The 25798-nt window shown below is 43.2% G+C and carries 26 protein-coding genes; 15 read left to right on the top strand and 11 right to left on the bottom strand.

The features are described from left to right. Positions 1-36 precede the first annotated feature (36 nt). The 4 genes from ACI882_RS05445 to ACI882_RS05430 form a co-directional block, all read right to left on the bottom strand. Entirely contained in the window at positions 37-960 is a 924-nt protein-coding gene (locus ACI882_RS05445; protein ID WP_411745047.1) for a hypothetical protein, read from the bottom strand. A gap of 58 nt (positions 961-1018) precedes the next feature. Continuing rightward, on the bottom strand, positions 1019-1912 hold the full coding sequence (gene gcvA / locus ACI882_RS05440; RefSeq protein ID WP_411745048.1) for a transcriptional regulator GcvA: 894 nt from the start codon (positions 1910-1912) through the stop codon (positions 1019-1021). Positions 1913-2070: 158 nt separating this feature from the next. Then, positions 2071-3021 (bottom strand): AEC family transporter, encoded by a 951-nt coding sequence (locus ACI882_RS05435; RefSeq protein ID WP_411745049.1) that lies wholly within the window; start codon positions 3019-3021, stop codon positions 2071-2073. A gap of 94 nt (positions 3022-3115) precedes the next feature. Beyond that, positions 3116-3496 (bottom strand): DUF3461 family protein, encoded by a 381-nt coding sequence (locus tag ACI882_RS05430; RefSeq protein ID WP_411745050.1) that lies wholly within the window; start codon positions 3494-3496, stop codon positions 3116-3118. Positions 3497-3656: 160 nt separating this feature from the next. Here ACI882_RS05430 and ACI882_RS05425 point away from each other — a divergent pair, with 160 nt between their 5' ends. From ACI882_RS05425 to ACI882_RS05395, 7 genes are all read left to right on the top strand, one after another. Next, entirely contained in the window at positions 3657-3941 is a 285-nt protein-coding gene (locus ACI882_RS05425) for a hypothetical protein (protein ID WP_411746383.1), read from the top strand. Positions 3942-4063: 122 nt separating this feature from the next. Continuing rightward, on the top strand, positions 4064-6859 hold the full coding sequence (locus ACI882_RS05420) for a monovalent cation/H+ antiporter subunit A (RefSeq protein ID WP_411746387.1): 2796 nt from the start codon (positions 4064-4066) through the stop codon (positions 6857-6859). Next, positions 6859-7212: a Na+/H+ antiporter subunit C gene (locus ACI882_RS05415; RefSeq protein ID WP_411746382.1), complete on the top strand. Its 354-nt coding sequence runs from the start codon at positions 6859-6861 to the stop codon at positions 7210-7212. The genes ACI882_RS05420 and ACI882_RS05415 overlap by 1 nt, the downstream gene beginning before the upstream one ends. Next, positions 7212-8732, top strand: a complete 1521-nt coding sequence (locus ACI882_RS05410; RefSeq protein WP_411746381.1) for a monovalent cation/H+ antiporter subunit D — start codon at positions 7212-7214, stop codon at positions 8730-8732. The genes ACI882_RS05415 and ACI882_RS05410 overlap by 1 nt, the downstream gene beginning before the upstream one ends. Next, positions 8722-9222: a Na+/H+ antiporter subunit E gene (locus ACI882_RS05405; RefSeq protein ID WP_411746380.1), complete on the top strand. Its 501-nt coding sequence runs from the start codon at positions 8722-8724 to the stop codon at positions 9220-9222. The genes ACI882_RS05410 and ACI882_RS05405 overlap by 11 nt, the downstream gene beginning before the upstream one ends. Further along, positions 9216-9485 (top strand): K+/H+ antiporter subunit F, encoded by a 270-nt coding sequence (locus ACI882_RS05400; RefSeq protein WP_411746379.1) that lies wholly within the window; start codon positions 9216-9218, stop codon positions 9483-9485. The genes ACI882_RS05405 and ACI882_RS05400 overlap by 7 nt, the downstream gene beginning before the upstream one ends. A gap of 14 nt (positions 9486-9499) precedes the next feature. Beyond that, positions 9500-9850 carry a Na+/H+ antiporter subunit G gene (locus ACI882_RS05395; protein ID WP_411746378.1) on the top strand — a complete coding sequence of 117 codons (351 nt, stop codon included), beginning with the start codon at positions 9500-9502 and terminating at the stop codon, positions 9848-9850. On the opposite strand, the gene dinB is transcribed toward ACI882_RS05395, so the two are convergent. Next, on the bottom strand, positions 9842-10879 hold the full coding sequence (gene dinB / locus ACI882_RS05390; protein WP_411746377.1) for a DNA polymerase IV: 1038 nt from the start codon (positions 10877-10879) through the stop codon (positions 9842-9844). The two genes, ACI882_RS05395 and dinB, sit on opposite strands and share 9 nt — an antisense overlap. Before the next feature lie 486 nt (positions 10880-11365). Here dinB and ACI882_RS05385 point away from each other — a divergent pair, with 486 nt between their 5' ends. Next, positions 11366-12040, top strand: coding sequence for a PEP-CTERM sorting domain-containing protein (locus ACI882_RS05385; protein ID WP_411746376.1), 675 nt, complete (start codon positions 11366-11368; stop codon positions 12038-12040). A gap of 61 nt (positions 12041-12101) precedes the next feature. On the opposite strand, the gene ACI882_RS05380 is transcribed toward ACI882_RS05385, so the two are convergent. The 5 genes from ACI882_RS05380 to ACI882_RS05360 all read right to left on the bottom strand — a co-directional run bounded on the left by ACI882_RS05380 (position 12102) and on the right by ACI882_RS05360 (position 17600). Next, positions 12102-13121 carry an NAD-dependent epimerase gene (locus ACI882_RS05380; protein WP_411746375.1) on the bottom strand — a complete coding sequence of 340 codons (1020 nt, stop codon included), beginning with the start codon at positions 13119-13121 and terminating at the stop codon, positions 12102-12104. Between the two features lie 90 nt (positions 13122-13211). Beyond that, entirely contained in the window at positions 13212-14378 is a 1167-nt protein-coding gene (locus ACI882_RS05375; protein WP_411746374.1) for a nucleotide sugar dehydrogenase, read from the bottom strand. A 184-nt stretch (positions 14379-14562) separates the two neighbouring features. Continuing rightward, the gene (locus ACI882_RS05370; protein WP_411746373.1) at positions 14563-15408 is read right to left on the bottom strand and encodes an MBL fold metallo-hydrolase; all 846 of its coding nucleotides are present in this window, start codon (positions 15406-15408) and stop codon (positions 14563-14565) included. A 165-nt stretch (positions 15409-15573) separates the two neighbouring features. Then, positions 15574-16581, bottom strand: coding sequence for an ExeA family protein (locus tag ACI882_RS05365; RefSeq protein WP_411746372.1), 1008 nt, complete (start codon positions 16579-16581; stop codon positions 15574-15576). 101 nt (positions 16582-16682) lie between these two features. Beyond that, complete coding sequence (locus ACI882_RS05360; RefSeq protein WP_411746371.1) at positions 16683-17600, bottom strand: XrtA system polysaccharide deacetylase; 918 nt, start codon at positions 17598-17600, stop codon at positions 16683-16685. A 222-nt stretch (positions 17601-17822) separates the two neighbouring features. On the opposite strand from ACI882_RS05360, the gene ACI882_RS05355 reads away from it, so the two are divergent. Genes ACI882_RS05355 through ACI882_RS05325 form a run of 7 tightly spaced genes read left to right on the top strand, consistent with a single transcriptional unit; the run spans position 17823 to position 25077 of the window. Beyond that, on the top strand, positions 17823-19229 hold the full coding sequence (locus tag ACI882_RS05355; RefSeq protein ID WP_411746370.1) for a TIGR03013 family XrtA/PEP-CTERM system glycosyltransferase: 1407 nt from the start codon (positions 17823-17825) through the stop codon (positions 19227-19229). 3 nt (positions 19230-19232) lie between these two features. Beyond that, entirely contained in the window at positions 19233-19868 is a 636-nt protein-coding gene (locus ACI882_RS05350; protein ID WP_411746369.1) for an XrtA/PEP-CTERM system exopolysaccharide export protein, read from the top strand. Then, positions 19868-21373 carry a hypothetical protein gene (locus ACI882_RS05345; RefSeq protein WP_411746368.1) on the top strand — a complete coding sequence of 502 codons (1506 nt, stop codon included), beginning with the start codon at positions 19868-19870 and terminating at the stop codon, positions 21371-21373. Before ACI882_RS05350 ends, ACI882_RS05345 begins: the two co-directional genes overlap by 1 nt. A 29-nt stretch (positions 21374-21402) precedes the next feature. Continuing rightward, positions 21403-22236 carry a hypothetical protein gene (locus ACI882_RS05340; protein ID WP_411746367.1) on the top strand — a complete coding sequence of 278 codons (834 nt, stop codon included), beginning with the start codon at positions 21403-21405 and terminating at the stop codon, positions 22234-22236. Between the two features lie 11 nt (positions 22237-22247). Continuing rightward, on the top strand, positions 22248-23429 hold the full coding sequence (locus tag ACI882_RS05335; protein ID WP_411746366.1) for a hypothetical protein: 1182 nt from the start codon (positions 22248-22250) through the stop codon (positions 23427-23429). A gap of 17 nt (positions 23430-23446) precedes the next feature. Beyond that, positions 23447-24445: a GNAT family N-acetyltransferase gene (locus ACI882_RS05330; RefSeq protein ID WP_411746365.1), complete on the top strand. Its 999-nt coding sequence runs from the start codon at positions 23447-23449 to the stop codon at positions 24443-24445. After that, the gene (locus ACI882_RS05325) at positions 24445-25077 is read left to right on the top strand and encodes an N-acetyltransferase family protein (RefSeq protein WP_411746364.1); all 633 of its coding nucleotides are present in this window, start codon (positions 24445-24447) and stop codon (positions 25075-25077) included. The genes ACI882_RS05330 and ACI882_RS05325 overlap by 1 nt, the downstream gene beginning before the upstream one ends. A 48-nt stretch (positions 25078-25125) precedes the next feature. On the opposite strand, the gene ACI882_RS05320 is transcribed toward ACI882_RS05325, so the two are convergent. Beyond that, positions 25126-25782 carry a hypothetical protein gene (locus tag ACI882_RS05320; RefSeq protein WP_411746363.1) on the bottom strand — a complete coding sequence of 219 codons (657 nt, stop codon included), beginning with the start codon at positions 25780-25782 and terminating at the stop codon, positions 25126-25128. Positions 25783-25798 lie beyond the last annotated feature (16 nt).

Here is a 25798-nt window from a genome sequence, read left to right as displayed (position 1 = left end):
TTAATCTCCTTGAGTGAGTATCAGCGAATAAGCGGGTTAATCGACAGTGTAGGTTGGGGCTACCAGCTCGTCTATCAGGCCTTCTCGTATGGCTTTATTTGAAATTCGCAGTTCTTCAATATTAAAACCGTGAAACAAACGATTCAAAATAATGTAACCGGCGCCAAATACGGCGATTCGACGAGGGTTGAGTTCTAACAGGTGTGATAACTGATGTTGGTTTTCAGCTTGAGTTAAAACGGGAAGTAATCTGTCTAATTGTTTACGCCGAATAATGCCTTCTTCAGCAATGCCCAAATTGTGCATGGCCCAACTGACGGCTTTAATCGTGCCAGAAGAGCCCATGGCATCTTCCCAGTTGATGCCTTCGAAGCGTTTTGCAATGGTAGCTATTTGTTCGTCTACATAGCTGATGCACTGGTTTAATTGTTCTTGCGGCAACTTGTCATAATCGAGAAAGCGTGAGGTTAAGGTAACGCAACCCAGCTCTAAACTGGCAACCACCTTAGGTTCGCGGCCTTCTCCGTAGATCATTTCAGTACTGCCGCCGCCAATGTCGATGACGAATCGTTTTTGATCTGGTTGGCCTTGAGAAACACCACGATAAATATAGCGAGCTTCATCTTCACCAGAAAGTATGCGGATATCATGACCTAATGTCGCTTTAGCTAGCTCGAAAAAGCCATTATCTTGATCTAAATTGCGAAAGGCACTGGTGCCAACAGCAGAAACGGCAATAGAAGAGAAGGTACTTAGATGGTCATGAAAGTGTGATAAACAGCGTAAAGCTCGAGACTTGGTTTCATGGTTAACTTTGCCGCCATCTACTCCGGCAGCAAGGCGCACGAGCTCTCGCCGACAATCAACGGATGTCAGGCCATGGCTCTCGTTTTTCATAATAACGAGATGGAAGCTGTTGGAGCCTAAGTCTACGGCGGCAACGTACTGTGGTGCATTCATCAGACAGTTTCTTTTTTGTTGACGTCAAATATAGCGTCAAATGGAAACGAGCGCCAGTTTAAGGCGCAATTCCCATCTGCTGATTTAGCCAAGCACGGAAAACTTCCATCGCGCGGGTCATCTCAACATCTTTGCGATGCACTAGGTAAAAAGACTTTGGCAACTCAAGGCTCAACTCAATAGGTATGAGTAACGTGCCTCGTTTTATCTCTTCTGCAGTGAGATTGGGGTCGGTTAAGGCTATGCCCATGCCGTTGCGAGCCGCTTGAGCCGTCAACATGCCACTGCTCATATTCATTAGGCGTTGGGCTGGTTTAAAGCTTATATTCGAAAGTTCGAACCAACTTTGCCATTCATCAGGGCGATCTTTAACCTGCAATAAGCGATATTTTAGAACGTCGCGTGGCTCATGAATGGGGTTCTGCGCCAAAAATGAGGGTGAACAGACCGGCACAAGCACGGAAGAGCGTAAATGTTGGCATTCAACTTCGGGCCAGTCTCCATTACCAAAATAGACCGCCATATCAACATCGTTGTGATCAAGCTCATTATTGGAACCTGAATTAGATATGTCTAAATCTATTTCTGGGTGCCGACGGGTGAAGTCAGACAAGCGCGGCATGAGCCAACGATCCAAAAACGCTGGAACAACCGACAGCTTTAATTCTTCTACGCTGTTTGCCGAAATTAGCTTTTCGGTCGCCATTTCAATGCTCTTAATGGCGTGCGAAACCGCAATTAGGTAATCCTTACCTGCTGGGGTCAGTTCAATTCGTCTGACTTTACGCTCAAACAAGTCAGCACCGAGAAACTCTTCTAGGCTTTTAACTTGATGGCTAATCGCAGAAGGTGTCACATAAAGTTCACGCGCAGCCCCTTGGAAACTGCCGGTACGGCCAGCAGCTTCAAAGGCTTTGAGCCCATTAAGGGGAGGTAAACGGTTAATGGCCATAGGATGGGTTAGAAAATCTCATCTGTTAAATAAAATATGTCGTTTGTCAGTAGGGTAGCAGATTCGTAAACTGGAGGTCATTAGTTAGTCGTTGTCTTTGATCAGCCACCGCCTATTGTTGGCGCTCTGGCTGATTGTTTTACTGCCTCCCTTGTACTCTATATCCAATTTAAAGCTTTCATCGCGACCAATCCAATGCTTGTTGTAAACAAACTCATCACTGTTGAAAACGCAATAATACTGGCCGCCATATTTGCATTGCCGCCCATTGCGCGCACCATCATATAACTCGCTGCGGCTGTTGGTGTGGCCATCATTAAATACATAACCCCTAGGTCTATCCCCTCAAAACCTAAGTAATGACCAATAACAACCGAAGAAAAGGGTATTAAAACTAACTTAAAAGTTGTCGCAATTAGGGTCACGCGCCCCGATGAAATAAACCCACTCCACGACAAGCTCGCGCCAATGCACAACAAAGCCAATGGTAGGGTGAGCTGAGCCAAATATTCACCCGAATGTATCACAAAGTTAGGCACGGGAATGCCAGTGGCACGCCAGCTAAAGGCGATGAGGATGGCAATAATTAATGGGTTTTTAATTAAACTGTAGACCGTTGATTTTACCGCAGAGTCGTCGCCTTGCTGATAAGCCCAGCGGTTTAATGTTAGCACCGCCAATATATTATAAACCAGCGTGATGCCCGCCAAATAAAGCGACGCCAATGCCCCTGCTTCTTGGCCAAAGGCACTTAAAACGTAGGCTAAGCCCAATATACCCATGTTGCCGCGAAAAGAGCCTTGAACAAACACACCGCGCTCATCACGGTGCTTAGTTACCCAGTAAGTGACGACAGAGAGCACTACAAACCAACCCACACTCATGGCGGCTGCAAACGCAATGAGCGTGCCGCCACTGGCCAATGAGGCGTTGGTTTGAACAATATTGATAAACAACAAGCTAGGCAGGGTGACTTTAAAGACCAAGCTAGAACCGGCTTGGGTAAAAGCATCGTTAATGATGCCTAAGCGTTTAAACCAAATGCCCAGCATAATAACGATGGCAATAGGTAGTGAAATTTCGATGGAAAACAGTAGGTAGTCGAGCACGTAGTATTTCTCTGTTTGAGTGTACGGCGGACATAAAAAACCGCGCGAGATAGCTAAATGATATCAGAGCGCGGTAATGGAGTAATCTTAAAAACTAAAGCTTTGCGAGATCGGCTTCAATTTCTTTGATTTTGGAATTGACGACTTTTTCTAGATGACGAAGGTCGGCCAAAATTCTGGTTTTAGGGTCAACCTCGGCTAAGACAACTTTATTGGCTACTTTGTCGAGCTCTTCAATGACATAACGCAATGTTGGTGCAATTTCAGACGTTGCATTGTATTTGTTGCTGCCGCTGTCTACTTTAACGCGCTTGCTTTGACGTGGGTATTTGAATTTTTCGCTGCGTGCGAACATATCGCCTTTTTCGCGCTTATAGTAAACTTTTAAAACATCATGATTGCCTTCGGTGCGAACTGTATACTTTTCTATCGCTTCAACGTCCGTAATACCAATGGCTTTTAAGTTTTTGAACATGTTATTTCCTAATTAAGCAAAATGAGATCAGTGCTACCCAGATTAGACCAATTTTGATAGCTTTCCAATGGCCCCGTCACAACGATGACATTTACCCATGACCAAGTTGTAATTTAAGCCTGACACCGATCACTTTTACAGAAAAACAGAGATAAAAACAGTGAAAATACACATCCGATTGATCCAGATGGCCCTTTATGTTCCAAATGTAGCCAATAGCACTGAATTACATCGCGCCATGGGTGTGCTACGTGCCTATTTAAAGGGGCAAGTAAACATAGCCTTAAGCATTGAACCTTATGTTGAGATAGACAAAGCTCGTATAGCGATCACTGTCATTGGTTTTCAAAAAACAGACGTTGAGCAGGAATCTGAGCGCCTCATTGAATGGATAGAACGCACTGTTGATGGTCAAACCTTAGCGACTGAGTGTGTCTGGTTATAGTCATTTTATTAAAAAACAATCGAACCATGTTAATTTTTCATCTACGCTATACCGTATTATTGCCATTTTTGAAGCCTGCTTAGGCGCAAAAACACAAGAAAATGCTTGGAGAGTATACTGTGTTGAATTTGTATTGGATCCCGTTACTGACTTTTGTTGGTAGCTTAGCCCCGTTGTTAACAAGCCGCTATGGTCGAAATATCTGTACCAGTGCAACGAGTTTGTTCCCAGCGTTGGCGCTGATCATTGTATTAGCAAATATGGGCGCGGTGTTTGCAGGCGAATCAATCCGTTTCGCAATAGACTGGGTGCCAGCCCTTGGCTTGGAATTTTCTTTTCGTTTAGATGGCTTAGCGATGCTCTTTTCTTTTCTTATTCTAGGCATCGGGCTGCTAGTTATTTTATACGCACGTTACTATTTATCCGATAAAGATAAGATGGGGCAGTTTTACGCTTACTTACTTTTATTTATGACCGCCATGCTTGGCATTGTATTGTCGAATAACTTATTACAAATGTGGTTTTTCTGGGAGCTGACCAGCTTAACCTCATTCTTGTTAATTGGTTATTGGCATCATAAAAGCGAGGCCCGTAAAGGTGCACGTATGGCGCTGGCGGTAACGGGTGCCGGTGGCTTAGCGCTATTGGGTGGCGTTATTCTGATTGGTCAAACCGTTGGGTCTTACAGCCTTGATGCAGTATTAAGCAGCGGCGACTTACTGCGCAACAGCGACACCTATTTCCCAATGCTTATTTTAGTGCTCTTGGGGGCTTTTACTAAGTCGGCTCAATTTCCGTTCCATTTTTGGTTGCCCCATGCCATGTCGGCACCCACACCCGTAAGTGCTTACTTACACTCCGCTACCATGGTGAAAGCGGGTATCTTTTTATTGGCCAGAATGTACCCTGTGTTAGCCGGTACTGAAGCTTGGTTCTTAATTGTCACACTGACCGGGTTGATGACCTTGTTAGTGGGTGCTTACGTCGCCTTGTTTAAACATGATTTAAAAGGGCTGTTGGCTTATTCAACGGTCAGCCATTTGGGCTTAATTACCTTATTGCTCGGACTGGGTTCTGAGTTAGCCGCCATTGCGGCGATTTTTCATATCATCAACCACGCCATCTTTAAGGCGTCTTTGTTTATGGCAGCAGGCATTATTGATCATGAAACCGGCACACGCGATATGCGTATTTTATCTGGTTTATGGCGTTACATGCCGCACACTGCAACACTGGCTATGGTTGCGTCTGCTTCGATGGCTGGGGTGCCGTTACTCAATGGTTTCTTATCAAAAGAAATGTTTTTCGCCGAAACAATAGAGCAAAGCACAATCGGCTCGCTGAGTTGGATGATCCCTGTGTTTGCAACTATCGGCGCGGCACTGGCCGTTGCTTATTCATTGCGCTTTATTCACGATGTATTTTTTGGCGATGATATAAAAAGTAAGACCATTATCCCACATGAGCCGCCGCGCTATATGCGGGTACCGGTGGAGATACTGGTTGTTTTGTGCGTTGTCGTCGGTGTTTTCCCTGACTTCTTCATCGGAGGTATACTAAAAGCAGCCTCGATGTCAGTTGTAGGTAGCTATCCAGAAGATTTCCATGTGGCGCTATGGCATGGCTTCAATATGCCGCTACTCATGAGTGCCATTGCCATGGCCGGTGGTGCCGTGTTGTATATTAACCGCGAGAGCTTGTTTAGTTTTCAATCCCGCTTTCCTGAACGCAATGAAAGCGAAATTTTTGACGTAGCCGTTAAGCAATTGCGTGATTACTTCCGACGATTTATAAACTGGTTTGAAAATGGCTCACTGCAACGTGGATTGTTTTTCATCGTATTGGTTGCCCTAGCGATGACCATAGTGCCAATGGTGGGGTTAACTACAACAGCGGGCCTCAGGCCGCATCTGCCGACTAATACAGTTATGTTATCCGGTGCTATTTTGCTATGTGTTTCTGCAGTAGCAACGGTGGCCTGGCACTACATTAGAATATTAACCTTGTTGTTGCTGTCTATTGTTGGTTTGATCGTCTCAATTACATTTGCATTGTATTCCGCACCCGACCTTGCCCTCACGCAATTGTCCGTTGAAGTGGTAACCATTATTTTGTTGTTACTTGCGTTGCATTTTTTACCACAAGTGATTGTGAACTACTCCTCACCGAGCCGCATAGTAAGAGACCTCTCAATATCCGTTTTAATTGGCGGTGTCGTGGGTACCATTAACTATGCTTTGATGACGCGATCAACTGAAACCATATCTTGGTTCTTTACCGAAAACGCAAAAACCGGTGGCGGTGGTACGAATATCGTTAACGTTATTCTGGTCGACTTCCGTGGTTTCGATACACTCGGTGAAATTACCGTCCTCGGCATTGCCGCCATTGGTATTTATAAGCTTATTGCGGGCATGCGAGTTTCTATGCCGTCAACCAGTGCCAGTGGGCTTCCTTGGTCCAAAGATAAACATCCAATGATGTTTAGCGTTATTTCACAAGCACTTCTACCGCTAGCGATTATGGTTTCTCTGTACATATTTGTACGTGGTCACAATTTACCTGGCGGCGGTTTTATCGCGGGTCTAATTACCTCAATCGCCATCATCCAACAATACATTGCCCATGGTACACAATGGATGCATAACCGAATTAAAATTAATTATCTAACCTTTATCAGTAGCGGTTTACTCATAGCACTTACGACGGGTCTAGGGCCAATATTGCTCGGCAAAGCTTTTTTAACCAGCTGGCATGATTATATCGACTTCCCAATTATTGGAGAAATTGAATTGGCCAGTGCCATGTTATTTGATTTAGGGGTTTACTTAACAGTGATTGGTGCAGTGATGTTAATTTTGGCAAATCTAGGCGGGCTGACAAGCTCAAGTCGCCTTCGTGAAGAAGGAGAGCTGTAATGGAATTAATATTTTCCTTTTGTGTTGGCATCTTAACCAGTTGCGGTGTGTATTTAATATTAAGAGGCTCGACTTTCTCGGTGGTTGTTGGCCTTACCTTGCTGTCTTACGGGGTGAACTTGTTCCTATTTTCAAGTGGTGGCTTAGCGGTCAATTCTGCGCCCATTTTAGGACAAAATGAAAACATTACTGACCCGTTACCACAAGCATTGGTGTTAACCGCTATTGTCATTGGCTTTGCGATGACAGCGTTCGCCGTGATACTCGCGATACGAGCACGAGGTGATTTAGGCAATGACCATGTAGATGGCAACCAACCTGACTTACCTGATCGTAATCGGGAGGGTAATTAATGGACCATATTTCTATACTGCCAATAATTGTCCCTGCATTTTTAGGCGTAATCATGTTAATGCCGAGTATCGCGAATAGTCTCGTCATACAGCGCTGGATCGCTTTTATTGGCTCGGTAGCTTTGCTGGTTATTTCCGTTTTATTAATCAATACTGTCTCCCAACAAACACAAGTCTATGTACTTGGTGGCTGGCAGCCACCCTTTGGTATTATTTTACTAGCCGATCGTTTATCTGCATTGATGGTTGCTCTAACCGCGTTTCTAGCATTTTGTGCAATATTGTATGGCTCGGCTGTCGATGAACGCACGGGTCGTTTTTTCTATCCGTTGTTTATGTTTCAGCTAATGGGCATAAACGGGGCATTCTTGACCGGTGATATGTTTAACCTGTTTGTATTCTTCGAAGTGTTGTTGATAGCTTCTTACGCTTTGCTTTTACATGGCGGTGGTAAAGCTAAAACAGCAGCGAGTGTGCACTACGTATTCACCAATTTAGTAGGTTCTGCGTTTTTCTTAATTGCCCTAGGTACCTTGTATGGAACTTTAGGTACGCTCAACATGGGCGACATGGCTGATAATATGGCCTACTTAACCGACGAACAACAAACGCTTGCTAAAGCAGGTGGTCTGTTGCTGCTGTTAGTGTTTGGCATCAAATCAGCTATGCTGCCGCTGCAATTTTGGTTAACCAAAACGTATACGGCGGCAGCGGCGCCGGTAGCTGCATTATTTGCGATCATGACCAAAGTAGGTATCTACAGTATTTACCGAGTTTTCGGCTCAGTATACGGTGACAGTGCCGGTGATTTAGCAAATATGGCCACACCGTGGATATGGCCTATGGCGATAGGCACGTTAATTCTCGCGGCCATCGGTGTTCTGGCTGCTCCGTCATTAAAAATGCTTACCTCTAATATCGTTTTGGTATCGGTGGGTACTTTGTTATTGAGCTTTGTTGTTAACGATGGCAATTCACTGTCGGCAGGGCTGTATTACTTAATACATTCAACTTTGGTTGCAGGGGCATTGTTTTTACTCGCCGATCTAATATCAACGCAGCGTGGCGCAGCGCAAGATCGCTTTGTGTTTTCAAAGCCCATGGCCCAAGCGCCAATCTTAAGCATACTATTTTTATTTTGTGCAATTGCCGCTGTTGGCCTACCGCCGCTGTCTGGTTTTATTGGCAAGGCATATATATTGGTGAGTGTAACTGATGGCACAGAGCAGTTGTGGGTATGGTCGACAATATTGATCGCAAGTTTGATGGCATTAATTGCGTTTTCAAGAGCAGGCACTTCAATCTTTTGGCATTTATCAGGCAATAAACCCGGTAAAGAAAAATCGGCACCCATTCAAATTGCCGCAATTGTGCTGCTACTAATGGCAACACCCGTACTAACAATCTTCGCTGGCCCTGTGACGGCTTACACTGAAAAAGCCGCAGATGATTTATTTACTAGCAACGCTGTAATTCAGAAAGTTATTGACGACGGTGAGGGAGTTTCACATGGCCACTAGAAAAAAAATGAAACGGCCCAGTTTCTTTAACTTCATATTTTTATTCGTGATCTGGATTTTACTCACCGGCAGTTATTCTATGGCGAATATACTTTTAGCTGTGGTTTTATCTATTGGAATACCAGCGGTAGTTGGAGGTTTTCAGCGTGAAGGTATGCGCGTTAAAAAGCACCGCAAGGCGTTTAAATATTTTCTGATCATGCTTTCAGATATCGTAGTTTCTAACTTTACCGTGGCCAAGCAAGTGCTAGGTAAAACGTCAAAGTTAAAACCAGGGTTTATTGCCATTCCATTAGATATGGCCGAGCCATTGCCAATTACTTTGTTAGCAAGCACAATTTCGTTAACACCAGGCACAGTCAGTACTGAGTTATCGGCAGATCGAAAAGTCTTGTATGTTCATGCTTTGCACATTGAAGATGAGCAAGCACTCATAAATTTAATTAAGACCCGGTATGAAGCACCACTGAAGGAGATATTTCAATGTTAAATATCGTTGTTATGTTGGTCGGTGCCATTGTTGGCGTTGCACTTCTGTTAAATATGTGGCGCTTTATGAAAGGCCCACACATGCTAGACCGTATTATAGCGCTCGACACCATGTACATTAACGCCATTGCGCTTATTGTATTGCTAGGGCTGTATATGGGTTCGCCTTTATATTATGAAGGCGCATTGTTTATTGCCATGCTGGGTTTTGTCAGTACATCGGCCGTGTGCAAGTTTTTGCTGCGCGGCGACATCATTGAATAGGTTAGGTAGCAACCATGAATGAAATTATTGCTTCAGTTTTTTTATTAATTGGCGGCGCATTTTTATTGATAGGCTCAATTGGCCTTACCAAGTTGCCCGATTTTTATATGCGTTTACATGCACCCACTAAAGCCAGTACCTTGGGCATTGGTGCAATACTTATTGGTTCTATTATATTTTTTTCAGGGCAAGTAGAGGGCATTACTGTTAAAGAAATACTCATTACCTTGTTTCTATTTTTAACAGCGCCCATTACAGCACACATGCTATCAAAAACAGCATTGCATAAAAAAATCACCCCAGTCGAAGGTACAATAAACGCCGATATGTTTGACCAAATGCGTGATCAACGCTCGTCAAAATAAGCTAAGTTGGTTTTTATCATCGTCTTTAAAGCGCACACCTAACCCCATCAGCCGCACCGGCTGGTGGTGGTCTTTCAAAGCTGATAGCAGTAGCGATTGATAACTTTGTGAATCTAACGGTAAGCATCGCTCAATGGTGGTTTGGCGGAAATCAGCGTACTTTATCTTCATAAACAAGCTACGAATGCCTAAATCTTGTTTCTTTTTTAATCTCGATATGAGTGTTTCATAAAGGTTGGGCAGCTTACCTAAGCAAGCACCTAGAGTGGGCAGGTTAGTATTGAATGTATGCTCGATACTCAATGACTTACGTGTACGGTCATTGTTAACCGGGCGATCGTCAATGCCACGGCTAAGCTCATATAATCGCAAACCACTTTTACCAAACTGGTTAATAAGCTCTGTTACAGAATAACCATGTAAATCACTGCAGGTTTCAATGCCAAACTGCTTTAGCCGTTCGGCAGATTTTGCGCCAACACCAAATATTTTCTTAACCGGCAACTGATAAACAAAGCGCTCAACATGAGCAGGGCTAATCGTGAAAGAGCCATTAGGCTTATTCCAATCGGAAGCGATTTTGGCCAAAAATTTATTAGGAGCAATACCCGCCGACACAGTAATGCCCACCTCCTTTTCTATTTGCTGGCGAATATGCTCAGCTAACAAGGTGGCACTGCCTGAGAAAAGATCTGAGCCGGTAACGTCTAAAAAGGCTTCATCGAGCGAGAGTGGCTCAATGGTATCGGTATATTGTAAAAAGATAGCCTGAATACGCTCAGAAGCTTCACGGTAGGCATCAAAGCGATGTGGCTGAAGAATGACATGTGGGCATAGAGCCACCGCTTTGTGGGTAGGCATGGCAGAGTGCAAGCCAAAGGCCCGCGCCTCATAATTGCAGGTAGATAAAACCCCCCGCAAACTCGTACCCGACACCGCTACGGGCTTGCCCAGCAAATGCGGAAAGTCACGCATTTCAACCGCCGCATAAAAGCAATCGCAATCAATATGGATTATTTTTCGTTGCATGGATATCACTGCTGGTTGTTTGTACAGTAGTTTAGCATGGTTGTTGGGGGAGGGATAGGATAGAGATAGAACGGTCGCCCTTTGGGCGACCGCGAGCTTCAAGCTGCGAGTTGCAAGTAAGGTCAAGAGATAGGAGAGAACGGCTGCCCTTTTCGCATTTGAACTTACTTGCAGCTAAAAACTTGCAGCTTATTCACCCCCCCCTGTCAGCTTTTTTTACAGTTTTCAGCAGGCTCATGCTGGAATTCCAGCATTAAACTGGTTCAAATGGTCGGGTTTTAACCAAAATATGCTGATTTATAGAAAAAATATCTAAGGTTTATGCTTTGTGATATTCATCACAAAAAATTGTCGGTAAAACTTACACCTCGTTAACAAAAGTGGGCTAATAGTCTTATATATTGGGCTCTTATCTATTGGCCTGATAATTGCTTTGCACCTGATTGATAGACACACTATCGACTAATTTCCAGTAAGGGATTACCAATGAGCATTAAGACAATTTTTAAAATAAGTGCAGCAGCTTTCGCATTTACTATCGCAGCGGCAGCTAGTGCAGACCTAATGACAAACGGATCATTTGAAACACCCGATCTTGATAGTGTAGACAACAATGGTGGGTCTAGCTGGGAAGTATTTGATTCTATTGATGGCTGGGGCACGGTTTCAGGCACGGGCATTGAAATTCAACAAAGCGGCACAGTTGTTAACGCACAGCACGGCGATCAATACGTAGAATTGGACTCTCATCGTGTTCGTGGCAGCAACGGTTCAACCAATTCATTTATGGCTCAGTCGTTCAATGGTTTATCGACAGGCGGACTGTACGAGTTGTCATTCTGGTATCGCCCACGTACTAACAACAGCGGCGATGACAATGGCATAAACGTATATTGGGAAACTATGTTCGATGTGAACTCTAGCCCAGTAATGGCTGTTTCAGAGCAACGCAGTGATATGAATAGCTGGACAAACTTCTCAACATTGCTAGTTGCAACAGCAAGTGAGATGAGCCTAGGTTTTGAAGCATTCGGCACAGCTAATACGCTAGGCGGGTTCCTAGACAACGTAACGCTGACTGAAGTTCCAGAACCTGCTACGTTTGCTTTGTTAGCATTAGGCATTGCAGGCTTGGGCGCAGCACGCCGTCGCAAAGCATAGTTACAACAAATAAAAAAACCACGCATATAGCGTGGTTTTTTTTGCTTAAAACTTGCAGCTTTCAAATCTGATAGTACTTTCGATACCAGTCTACGGTGTTTGAGATGCCTTTTTTAATATCCATACTTGGGTTGTAGCCCGTTAATTCCTGTAGCAGCGTTGTATTCGCGTAAGTAACCGGTACATCGCCAGGCTGCATATCCATGTATTTCTTTGCTGCCTGTTTGCCTGAGGCTTCTTCAATTGCTTCAATAAAATCCATGAGTTTTACAGGGTTTGAATTGCCTATATTTAGTACGCGATAGGGGGCGTTGCTGCTTGCAGGAGATCGCTTTTGCTCCTGATTATCAGTGTCTACTTGTTTGGTTTCTATTGGTGGTAGGTCACCACTTTGTAACACACCGTTGACAATATCGTCAATGTAGGTGAAATCGCGCAGCATATTACCTTGGTTAAACACTTTTATTGGCTCGTCACTCAATATGGCTTTTGTAAATAAAAATGGGGCCATATCTGGACGGCCCCATGGGCCGTAAACAGTAAAAAAGCGCAGGCCGGTCGTTGGAATGTTGTATAAATGGCTATAGGAGTGGGCCATCACTTCATTAGCCTTTTTAGTTGCAGCGTACAGTGACACCGGGTGATCTACAGCATGGTGTTCGGAAAATGGTTGAACCTTGTTCTCGCCATATACTGAACTTGAAGAGGCATAAATTAGGTGCTGAACACTTTGTTTTCGTGCAAGTTCTAAGATGTTTCCAAAGCCAACTAAATTACTATCGATGTAGGCAGCAGGGTTTTCAATCGAGTAACGAACACCGGCTTGAGCTGCCAAATGGTAAATACGGTCAAATTTATGTTCTTGTTCTAAGCCTTCCATGGCAGCGCGGTTTTCAATTGATATTTCGATAAACTCAAATAGAGGCTGAGAGCTTAGCCGCGCTAGCCTATCTTTTTTTAGTTGAGGTGTGTAGTAATTATTTAAATTATCAATACCTACAACCTTGTGACCCTTCTTGCATAGCGCTATTGCAAGCTCATTGCCGATAAACCCTGCGGCTCCCGTGACTAGTATTTTCATAGTTTAGATACTCTCGCTTATAAGTTTAAATACACCTTAAGACTCTGCTCATTACTTAAGCAAAGGGGTGCAAAATATGGCTTCATAATTCTAATCACTGCCGAACAAGTCTCTGGTGTATATTTTGTCAGTTACGTCTTTTAAATCATCTGAAAGGCGGTTGGCAACAATTACTTCAGAGATGGCTTTAAAGTCAGCCAAGCTTGTTAGTACTCTTGAATTGAAAAATTCAGACTCCTCAAAAGCAGGTTCAAAAATAACTACTTCTACGCCTTTTGCTTTTAGGCGTTTCATAACGCCCTGAATAGCTGAAGCTCTGAAGTTATCAGAACCACTTTTCATAACAAGTCGATAGATACCCACTACTTTTGGATTACGTTTCATGATCGAATTGGCAATGAAATCTTTTCGGGTTGTGTTTGCATCGACAATGCCGCCAATAATGTTGTTGGGCACATCTTGAAAGTTAGCCAATAATTGCTTGGCATCTTTTGGAAGGCAGTAGCCCCCGTAGCCAAAACTCGGATTGTTATAATGGTTACCTATACGCGGATCTAAACATACACCTTCAATTATTTGTTTAGAGTCTAGTTTATGTGTTTCAGCGTAAGAATCTAGCTCATTAAAATAGGCAACTCGCATTGCCAAGTAGGTGTTTGAAAATAGCTTTACCGCTTCAGCTTCAGTGCTGTTTATAAATAAAACAGCTATCTCTTTTTTCACGGCTCCTTGTTGTAGCAAAGCTGCAAACTTTTCGGCCCGCTCACTTTTCTTACCAACAATAATGCGACTCGGGTAAAGGTTGTCATGTAGCGCTTTTCCTTCACGTAGAAACTCCGGAGAAAAAATAATATTTTTATTGCCTGTACTTTTGACTAATTGTTCGGTGTATCCTACAGGTACAGTTGACTTTATAATCATTGTCGCGTGAGGATTGATGGCAGTAACGTCAGCCGCTACTGACTCTACACTTTTAGTATTAAAGTAGTTTGTATCAGGATCATAATCGGTGGGGGTTGCAATAACGACAAACTCTGCATCGGCGTATGCCTTATGCTTGTCGAGTGTTGCCGAAAAATTAAGTGCTTTATTTTGTAGGAAGTCGGTTATATCTACATCTTCAATAGGTGATTGCTTATTGTTAAGCATGTTCACCTTTTCTTCGATTAAATCGATCGCGACAACTTCATTATGTTGGGCGAGTAGCATGGCATTAGAAAGCCCTACGTAGCCAGTCCCTGCTATAGCAATTTTCATTGATACTCCTTGTTTGCTGAGCTAGTCGGCGGCCCATGCATTATAGTTTTGGCGCAGTATTATGCACTTTTTTCAGCGCTCATTGCTATTAAAAAGGAGTCTAATTGGGGGTTCTACCCCCAGAGTCAATATGGTTCTAAATATTGTCGTGCAAAAACACAGCTTTTAAGAGCAATCTAATTACTTAAACTGTCTCTATCTTCTCCACGACACCAAACTTCCCTTTATCACCTAGATGAACCGTACCCATGGCAATTGACGGATCGTGGGTGAAGAATAACTTGCCTTGTCTGGCGTTCAAATCGGCCAGTAGGCGACGCTTTTCGTCAATGAGTATTTCTGGGTAGCGATCGTAACCCATGCTTAAAGGTACGTGTACCCATGCCGTGCCAGGGATTAAATCGGCGGCGAAAACGACGGGACCTTCATCTGACGTAATTTCAGTGAGTAACATGCCAGGGGTATGGCCGTCGCTGTAATGGAAGCGAAACTCATCACCCAGCAACTCACTGCGTGTGCCTTGAACTCGGTGCAAGCGACCCGATGTTTCTAATAGCTTATTAAGCTCAGGAATAAAAGAAGCTTTGTCTCGCGCATGCGGCATGATAGCGCGCTGCCAGGCAGCTTCGCTGACAATTACCTGCGCATTGCTAAATACTAACTTAGGTGGCGTATCGTCACTGTACGAGCTTAACATTCCGCCGGCATGATCAAAATGCAGATGACTCATGACAATAATATCAATATCTTCTGGTTTTATTTTATGCTCAGCGAGTGACGCTAATAAAACATGCTGTGGTTCTTGTACCCCATAGCGTTCACGCATATTAGGCGCAAAAAACGCACCGACACCGGTTTCAAAAAGAATATTTTTGCCTTCGTGCTGAACCAGCAAGCAGCGACACTGTAAATGAATACGGTTTAGATCATCGCATTCATACCAGCGTTCCCACATGGCCTTAGGAGCGTTGCCAAACATAGCGCCGCCATCGAGTTTTTGCGAGTTGCCTAATAAAGAGATCAATTTCATGGTGTAGCCTAATTATTACTATTATTAACTAACCATAGTGCTACTCGTTACATTATTAAAGGCATAATTAGGTATCAATTGGCCTAGTGGTGTCAATAAATCGAGACATGATTGATTCGAAACCGAAAGGCTGAGCCAGAAAGTAGGCTCAGTTTTTTCTTGTGGCTAACTCTTATCTTGCAACCGACGCTTAGCTTCTTCAAATATTTTAATTTTTGAAGGTCTTTCTGTTTTATCTTCTGGAAATAGTTTCGCTTCTAAGCGCTCTAGTACATCCGCGATGCGGTTGAGGGCATTGTCGCTGTCTAGACTGTTTGTATTTGTTTTAGTGGGCTCAACTGAAGATTTGGTGGTGTTCGATTTTAAATTATTATCTGATACCAGTAGGTCATCGCGTATTTCATCGATATCAGATGCTTGTAACTTTTTGCGATCTTCAGCAAACGCGCACAGCAACAGGCCATCTGAAATTTTGTTTATTAACCGGGGAATGCCTTCAGACTGTTCATGAATCATGCTCACCACGTCATCGGTAAACAAATTAGTTTCATTGAAACCCGCAACGGCTAAGCGATGATAAATATAGTGCTTGGTGTCTTCCGGTGATAAACCTTCGAGATGGAAAAATAACTTTACACGCTGAGTGAGCTGTGGAATGTCTGAAATATGCTTTTTAAGCTCTGGCTGCCCCAGCAATATAACGCGAAGAATAGGGCCGTCGGGGCCTTCCATACCCGCTAACATGCGAATATCTTCTAAGTTTTCATGACTTAAGTTCTGGGCTTCATCTATGGCCAGCAAAACCGGCTTGCCACGTGCGGCCATATGCTTGAAATGGTCATTAATGGCAAACAGCATGGTGACTTTGTTCGCTTCAGCAATACGAATGCCCGCTTGCTGCATAATGACCTGAAATAAGTCGTCACCTTGCAAATTAGTATAGGCAATGTGAAAAAGCTGAACGCTTTCTTGTAGATCAGAAATGGTTTTCTTGAGAAGAGTGGTTTTACCAGAGCCAATTTCGCCACTGATAACGACAAACCCTTCCGGGCTCCAAACGGCAGAATCCATAAAAACAAAGGCACGTGAGTGCTGGCGACTCATGTAGAGAAAGTCTTCCTCTGGTGCCATACGAAATGGGTGGCGTTTAAACCCAAAGTGTTCGAGGTACATAGTTGTTCCTATTTTACTTACTTTAAGCGCCAAAGAGGTACTTCGTACTCGGGCAGCTCAATTTTATCCATTATGCCAGCGTTGTCAAAATAGCTGATCGGCTAAACCAGTTTAATGAGACCACTGTCTATATTGGTAAAGGTGTCTGTTTGTTCAAAGTTAGCAAGGCTTTCAGTCATAGTACCAAACTGAAAATCATCAATTAACCGGTTTAAGCGAGACTCGCACTTGTCTAAATTTGTGTAATGTCTAAAGCGTGAAAACCAACTGGCGTCTTCAAAGCGCGGTTGGTCTGGGTCTATTTCCCAAGGGTGTAAATAGAAAATCTTTGGAGTTTGGCCATTGTTGCTGGCTATTTGGAAGAGTTTTTTGAAAACAGCGTAGGGGAATTGTCTAAAATAGCCACCGCCAGCCGCAGGAATAGATAGCCCGAAGGCATTGGCTGCGGTAATAGGGAATTCGGTTAGCGATTTCCCGTTCCGCAGTTTAATTTGGTACGGGTTAGTCGGTGTATCAGGAATACCGTAGTTATCATGATATATAGGGAAAATACTGGAATCCCAAGTGAAGCCCAGTTCAGATAAAATATCGAGAGCCCAAAGTGACTTTTTAGTAATAGAATAACTAGCGGCGCGGTACCCGTAGATGGGCTGTTGAATAATATCTTCTAAAATAGCCTTAGACTTATAGGTTTCTTCACGAAAAACCGCTTGTGCTTGGCTGTAAATAAGCTGATGGCTATAGCCATGTGAGGCTATTTCATGGCCTCGACTGGCAATTCGCTTCACTAATTCAGGCTCGCGCTCTGCAACCCAACCTAAAACAAAAAAGGTAGATTTAATGCCCTTTTCATCAAAAATATCAAGTAATCTATTAGTGTTATTAACTACACGGGAAGGCATTGAGCCCCATTGAGATGGGCTCACCGTCTTTGCGAACGCGGCAACATGGAAATAATCTTCAACATCTACAGACATTGCATGAATAACTGAGTGGCCGGAATCCTTGGCTTTGTGCATTTTTACATCCTGTAACAAAATGACGGCTCGGTAACGCTTATTGATTAAGCTCCGAGGCTGGGTTGCGCGGATTCTACTCTGTTTTAATTTGAATTGCATGCGCTAAGCGGCATTTGGGACTTGTAGTTTTTATGCGTTCAGCGCAAAATATGACAATCTCTCTCTGAGAGGATAAAAGTGGCGGGATGGCCTCGATAACTCCAAAAGCAAGGATCGCTAGCATTGACATATATACGTATTCGTAAACATTATTTGCACCTCCCCTATATCATCTTAGGTGTGCTTGAATTCGCCATTCTTTTTTTTAGCTTCTATGTCTTAGAAAAAATTCAAGGCCTCCTTAATCTCGTCCCTGACGACCATGTTCAGTACAGCCCAGTCGTCGCGCTAATATATGCCTTTATCCTTAGCTGTGGCTCCCTTGCTATGGGCGTATACCTTGCACTAATGCGTGAAGGCTTCTTGGCCATGTTTTTCCGAACTTTAGTGGCATACTGCTTTCTAGGAGCGCTCGCTCTCACAATTCTTGCTGAAATTTGGCCAGTATTTTACGTTGGCGGCAGTAATTTATTTTGGGTAGTTATGCTCTCTACGGGTTTTACTTTAGCAATACGGCACTTTTTCAGTAAATTGGTGAACTCAGAGCAGTTAACCCGCCGAATTGTAGTGGTGGGCACGGGTGCATCGGCAAAGCAGTTGCAAAGTGACTATGAAAAAGAAAAGGCGACTTTAGGCGTTAAGGTGATTGGTTTTATTGGAGCGGCAGATCGCGAAGTTAGCGCCTCTAAATGCATTGATAAGCCAAACGATTGGCTGGCCTTTTGTGTCGAGAATAACATTAGTGAAATTGTCGTCGCCCAAGAAGAGCGTCGTAAATCAGATGGTTATGTATTTCCGCTTGAAGAGCTTATACGCTGTAAAATGGGAGGCGTAGATGTCATTAACGCCGTTAGTTTTTATGAACGAGAGTTTAATCAAGTAAAACTCAGTTTGCTTAACCCTTCTTGGATTATCTTTGCTGATGGTTTCAGTGTGTCTAAATCACGTGAAATCATAAAGCGTCTTTTTGATATTTTTGTCAGTATTGTACTTGGCTTAATATTAATGCCATTTGTATTGCTGGCCGCATTGCTGGTGTTCTTTGAAACTGGGCGTCCAATACTCTATTCACAAGTTAGAGTGGGGCTGCATGGCAAGACCTTCAAAATCTATAAAATTAGATCAATGCGCCAAGATGCAGAAAAAGGCGGTAAAGCCGTATGGGCTAGCGCTAACGACTCTCGAATAACCAAAGTTGGCGCCTTTATCCGAAATACGCGCCTAGATGAAATCCCACAAATATATAATGTAATAAAAGGCGATATGAGCTTTGTTGGCCCGCGCCCTGAGCGGCCAGAGTTCGTTGAAGAGTTGTCTGAAAAAATACCCTTTTATTCGCACCGCCATGCCGTAAAACCAGGTTTGATGGGTTGGGCACAATTAAATTACCCTTATGGTGCATCCGTAGAAGATGCCAAAGGAAAGCTAGAATACGATCTATATTATTCGAAAAACCACAGCTTTATGATGGATTTTCTAATTATGATACAAACAGTGGAAGTAGTATTGCTCGGCAAGGGAGTGCACTAAATAATGAACATTTATAAGAATCTTAATTGGTTGGCAATTGCATTTGTCGCCTTGTTAGTGGGTTGTGCCAGTAACGGCAGTATTAATAAAACCGCACCTGAACTCACCTACAAGCAGCAGCCTTACGTTATTGGCATAGGAGATGTGCTGTTAGTTGATGTATGGCGTAACCCAGAATTAAGTCGCCAAGCCATAGTCCGCCCTGATGGCTTTATTACCATGCCACTGATGGGCGATGTACGCTCCGAAGGACGAACCCCGTCTGAACTTGCCTCTGTGGTAGGTTCTGCACTTAAAAAAGTGATTAAAAACCCAGAAGTGACTATTTCAGTTACCCAGCCTGTTAGCACCGCATATCAGTTTCGAGTACGGGCCATGGGGCAAGTTAACCAGCCGGTTTCAATTGCCTATGTTGAAGGCATGACGGTGATGGACTTAGTGCTTGCCGCAGGTGGCGTTAGCCCATTTGGCGCAGCTAACCGTTCGGTTTTAAACCGCTTAACAGAGCAGGGTTATAAAGAATACTCTATTCGAGTCAATGATATTTTAGAATCGGGCGATGTAAAAACTAACTACATTTTACAGCCTGGAGATTTGATCACCATTCCTGAGAAGAAAATTTGGCGAGGTGAATTTTAATGGATCCAACCAACATCAGAGAAGTTCTCCACGCCTTCAAAGTAGAATTTCTTAAATATCGCTATTACATTGTCGCCGCGTTTATTTTGATTTCATCGGTCGTACTTGCTGCCGGTTTTGTTATGCCAAAAAGCTACACGTCAAAAGTTGTGCTGTACGCCGATGTCACCAACATTATTGGTAATTTACTAGACGGTAAAGCAGAGATCACCAAAATAGACCGATCAAAAGAAGCTCGGGATATTATATTTACAGATCGAATTTTAAGAACAGTTGCAACCAATGCTGGCCTAGATAACCCTGATGTGAAAATTGCAGGCTTACGTAATGCAATGAGAATTTCAGCCAGTAATGACTACGTAACCGTGCAGTATTCTACCAACTCTGCAGACACTGCATTTAACGTTATCGACGCAACAACTCAGGCTTTTATCGCAGAAACGGCTCGTAAAAAGCGTGAAGAATCATCCAGTGCCTATGAGTTTATTACCGCGCAGGTAGAAACCTATAAAAGCCAGTTAGAAGAAGCAGAAACAAAACTTAAAGAATTCTCTTCACAAAATATAGAAATAACAGAAGCCGGTGTGGCCAATCAGGTATCAAAATACAAAAATGATATTCAAATATTAGAGTTTGAAATTCAAGACCTAACTGCCAAATTATCCAGCTTCGAATCTGAACTTGCGGTAGAGCCTGAGTTTTTGGCGATTGAACGAGAGCGCCCTCAAAGCTTTCAAGAGCGACAGTTAGAAGATTACGAGCAGCGGTTATCTGCACTTCGCTTAAGCTACTTAGATACCCATCCAGATATCGTTAGCCTGAATGACCAAATTGCGTCTCTGAAAACTCAAATAGCGCAGCAAAAAGAAGAAGCGAGCAAAAATAAAGAATATGCGAACATTGAAAACCCAGCTCATACAACCTTGAAGGAGTTAATTAGCACAACCAAAGCCAACTTAACGGCAGCTAAGCAACGGCTCTCAACCAATGAGCGGCTATTGCAAGGTTCGCTTGCCAATGCGGAAACCGTAGCAGCCAAGCAAGCCACTTATAAAGAGCTAACGCGCGATTACTCAGTCACCAAAGATGTATACGAAGACATGTTAAAGCGCCGAGAGAGCGCAAGACTGACCATGACACTCGATATCGAAGGTCAGGGAGTGACGTACAAAATACATGAGCCTGCATCTTACCCACTGCATTCAAATGGGCTGCAACTTGAGCATTTTGTATTGCTCGGCCCACTGCTAGGGTTTTTATTTCCGTTAGGCGTAATTGCTGTCATGATTTTTTTAGACAACAAAGTCAGATCGGCTAGCTACATGGCTGATAACCTGCCACCGCACATTCAGTTTATGACCTCGATACCTATGTATAACAGTGCCATAACAGAACTTGCTAGCTTAAAGTCACTGCTAATTCTTGCCGGAATAATCATTGTTTATTTGGGCTTTTATGTGAGCGCATTTATTACGGTACCTGCACTTAATTTATTGAATGGCTAAGCCGCTAAATCGCAAAATTTGGAGATTTCATGGATAGCAATAAGCTATTTAAAGCATTTGAAAAGAACAAAGCCAGTCGACAAGCGACGACAGAAACTAAGCCTGTGCTTACGAAAAGCAAAGAAACTAGCCCTCTTCAAGTAGCATTACAAGAAGTGCAGAAAACCGAGCACCTATTTGAAAGCAAAGGCTCAGTAAAAGATATTAAAAACCCAAACCCGATATTGGTAAGTGAAATGCGACGTAAAAAACTAGTCTATTCAGGAATGAAGAATCGTGCAGTATTGAATGCGTTCCGTGAATTGCGTATTAAGCTTATTGGCAATGGTGAATCGGGTAATATTGCCGTCATGATTAGTTCTGTCGATGCCGATGACTCCTCAATTGTAACTGCATTAAACCTAGCCATCTCTTTTTCATTAGATGTGAAGTCTTCTGCTTTGTTGGTCGATTGTAACCCATACGGCACTAATTTAGCCGAATTAGTATCATCAGAGCTAGATGAAGGTATTACCGATTACATGCAAAGCGGTAATATGAGAATAGAAGATATTATTTATCCGTCGGGCATAGATCGCGTTAATGTTATCCCAGCAGGCAACAACCCCGCTTCAGCCGTAGAGCAGTTTTCCTCGCAAGAGATGCAAAACTTGCTTTATGAATTGCGCAACAGATACCCAGAACGCTTTATTGTTATCAATGCACCGCCTGTGCTAGTAAGCAGTGAAGCTAGAGTGTTAACAAAGTATGTTGATCATACTATTTTAACAGTGCCATACGGTAAATCTAACTTAGACAGCATAGAAGATTCCGTCGAAGCCTTGGGTGCAGAGAATGTCTCTGGCGTGGTATATCAACAGTAGGTATTAACACCATGACAGACCGTGTAGCCAAGTGTGCAATGTTTGTATTTATAATGGCTCTATCCCCTTGGGTGTTATCACAAACGGAATGGGCCGCGGGAATTAGTGCGCAAGTTAACAGCGGCGACCCGGTTCAGTCTCAGCTGAGCCCTGACGTTAGCTTTAAATATCTGCATCCACGCTTCACCGTGCAAAGCAGTGCTTCAACTGTTTTTGCATCGCAGTCTGATTTTATACCCGATACTTGGCAGAGCCAGAACCAACTCACTTGGTCACTGCCGGCAGAGTTAATAACTGGTGGGCTTTCTTATGGGCACCAAGAAACTGATCGGCTAGATACAGGTTTACTAACCGTTGCCGATAGCGCTTCAGCAAATGTATCGGTAACAATCCCTCAATCTCGTACGCTTCAACATCAACTGAGCGCACTGACTCAGTACCGGGAAGTAAAGCAGTTCCCTGAAGACGGTAGTGAGAATAGTCAAGTAAGTGACCGCAGCGAACAATATAACTACCGCTTACTGCTAAGCACTAGCCCTCGAGTGTCTTGGCAAGGCGGTGCGGGCTTGCAGTTTTCAGATTCGGGTCAACGCGTCGCCAGTATTAATCTAAATCGAAATTTCCAAACACCACGCTACAGCATTGCACTATCAAGTGCGGTGAACCAAACTGAGATAAACGACAGCACAACCGAAAGCCTAACCGGCAGTGCAGCCTATAATTATACTCATAATCGCTTTATGCTCAGCACCAGCATTAGCCGAAGCATTACCGACACACTCGACTTGTTTGAGATAGCTGGCCTAGAAACAACTTTTGAGCAACAACAATACGTAGAGGCCGATCAACTCAATATTGGTTTGAGTAATATTAAACCAACCGACTCACTCAACATGTCGGTAAGCTACGCCATTGGTAAAACACAAAGCCTTACAGAAGTTGCCGATTTTAGCCAAAATATTGCAATAACCTATAAACAATGGAACGTACAAACCATTTTTAGCTTTTCAGCCAGCACTCAGCTTTCATTACAATTTATGGATAGAGTAGAGGAAGAGAGTCATAGCCAGAGCTTATCGGCTGGTATTCAAAAGATATTCAGTACGCACTGGGCTGCAACGGCGACCATTCGAGATGATTTACTAACCTCATCACCCTTATCATGGACAGTTGCCGCAAGTTATCGCTTGTGAGTGAGTTGGAGCCTAGTTTGAAGCGCGATGAGTATTTCCAAAAAAATAATGCACTAACCCTGTTTCAAACTAAAGCATGGTACTCCGCTTGGCATGAAACTTGGGTGAGCACCATTAATTCATCTTCTAAGCTTTCAATAGATGAAACGAACAAAGTATATTTTGCCAAACACCGCGTAAAAAAGTTTTTACCTATCACCACAATGGTACCGTTTGGCCAAGGTGGGCCAGGTTTAAGATCAATACGCAGCGAGTATTTTCAGCCACCCATGCATAGCGACGATTGGCTTTCGACTTTAATACAACTGAACCGTAGCGAAGCGCTCCTTGCAGATATACCCGTTAACTCGCCCCACCTAACTGCTCTTAAGAGCTCTGCAACGCAAAACGGGCAAAGTGTTTATGAGCGTGATAGAGCTACTGCCTATTCGGTAGATACACAAACGGACACTTTTCAAAGTTACACAAGCGCACTGGGTAGCAATACGCGTTTAAAACTAGTAAACCGCAGAAAGCGATTGGCCGCAGAAGGCACCGTAGAAATAGAAGACATATGGCCGAACATAAATGGCTTTATAGAATTATTAAATAGCTTTCATCAAGAACGTTGGGGAAAGCCTTGCTACCAAGGTAGCAACCTTGAATTTATCAAAAAATTACTTACTCGATTACCTGAAGAAGGCCATGTAGTTAATTTATCGGTATTAAAGTTAGACACTAAGCCAGTTTCTTTGTTGTTAGATATAACAATAGGCGAGCGCACTTATAACTTACAAGGCGGTTTTTTAGAGTCGTTAGTGAAAGGGGTATCCTTAGGTACCCTTCACTTTGGTTATGCCATTGAAGCAGCTTTTTTAAACCCTACAATCAACACTTATGACTTTATGGCAGGTGAGGGTAAAAACTCAAATTACAAAGAAAAAATTGCCAACCAGAGTTGTGAGTTAGTCAGCGTTGTTGTTGTTAAAAACCCAATACTTAAATTTTTATACTCCCTCAAAAAAAGAGAAGTTTAATGAATAGCTATGTCCAAACGTTTAAATCATTCGGGTTTATGGCGCTGCTCATTGAAATAGCAAATTCAGTGCTTGCTAGGCTAAAAATTACAAGGATAGAGCGTTTATACAAGCTAGAAGCTATGCAGCTTTCGGATAACCGTGAAACTAGTGTCATCATCAAGCAATTAAATTTTGATGAGTTAGAAAAACTAAGTACCGAAAGGGTCATCACAGCAAATATTGAAGACGCGAATAGGGTTAAGGCGGGCACTGCAATATGCTTTGGTGCATTTCGTGATGATATTCTAGTCGGTATCGATTGGTTTGCTCTTAAATCATATCACCATGGTGGTGGCTTATATGCTTGTTTCTCAGATAATTGGATATGTGAGTATGGTTTATGGCTGCACCCAGACCACAGAGGTCTAGGTTTGCGTAGGTTATTTGTAAGCGAAGGTTTGAACTACGCAAAATGTAATGGAAAGTTAGGGTTAATTGTCAGCGTCAACTGGAATAATTTCCCCTCTATACGCTCAGGCGAGAAAGTTGGCTATCAATACTTAGGGCTAAGGTATTGGAACAAGCGAAAGCCTTTTAAGAAAAGAAAAGAATATTGGCTAACACTGCCAGATAGCTCGATAGAAATTTGATCCTATAACTTGGGTTAAAAAAAGGTCTATCATTTATTTACTTTAGTTTTATATTGGTTTGCCTGGCCAAAAGTCAGTTTGAAGCTTGAGCTTCGATGTCACCTGGTTATTGGTCTTACGAATCACCAATTCGCCCACGGGCGAGTAACCGCTCTTCTTAACACCCTGTAATGACCTAATATTAAAATGGTCTACAAAGCCAAATAACCGGTTCACCCCTTCACCTTTTAGCAATTCTAAAAGTTTTAAGTGACGAAGACCCTGGAAAGCGAGGCCACGATACTCTGGCAGCGTAAGGGCTTTATAATTATAGATAGCGTCATCTGGGAGGGTTAAATAAACGCCATCATCGATGTAAGCAAGCTTGCTGACCCAGACCCAAGCATAACCCGTTAGTTTATCGCCATCCCATTGGACCAAACAACGCGCTATATCTTTTTCGACGCGCTCAATATCAATGTCGGCAATTTGATATTCATCAATTTCTTTCATTTCTCTGAGTTCATTTGGCGTGGCAAAATGGAAATCGTGATTTTTAGACGCAGTGATTGCTTTTTCTATTCGCCTAGGGTTACTCAGCGCAACTAGAATTAGGCGCTTGCAGTTTTTGTATCGAATACCCGCGGCTAAGGTGCGTATAAACCCCGGTAAGCCATGCAATTTATAAGCTTCACTGAGGAAGAAAACTTTTTTAGACAAACTCATAATATATTTCCTTGTT

It is taken from the genome of Reinekea sp., from assembly GCF_046710285.1.
Classification (GTDB): domain Bacteria; phylum Pseudomonadota; class Gammaproteobacteria; order Pseudomonadales; family Natronospirillaceae; genus Reinekea.
The sequence above is the reverse complement of the archived record's forward strand: the minus strand, read 5'-3'. Positions and strand labels throughout refer to the sequence as shown.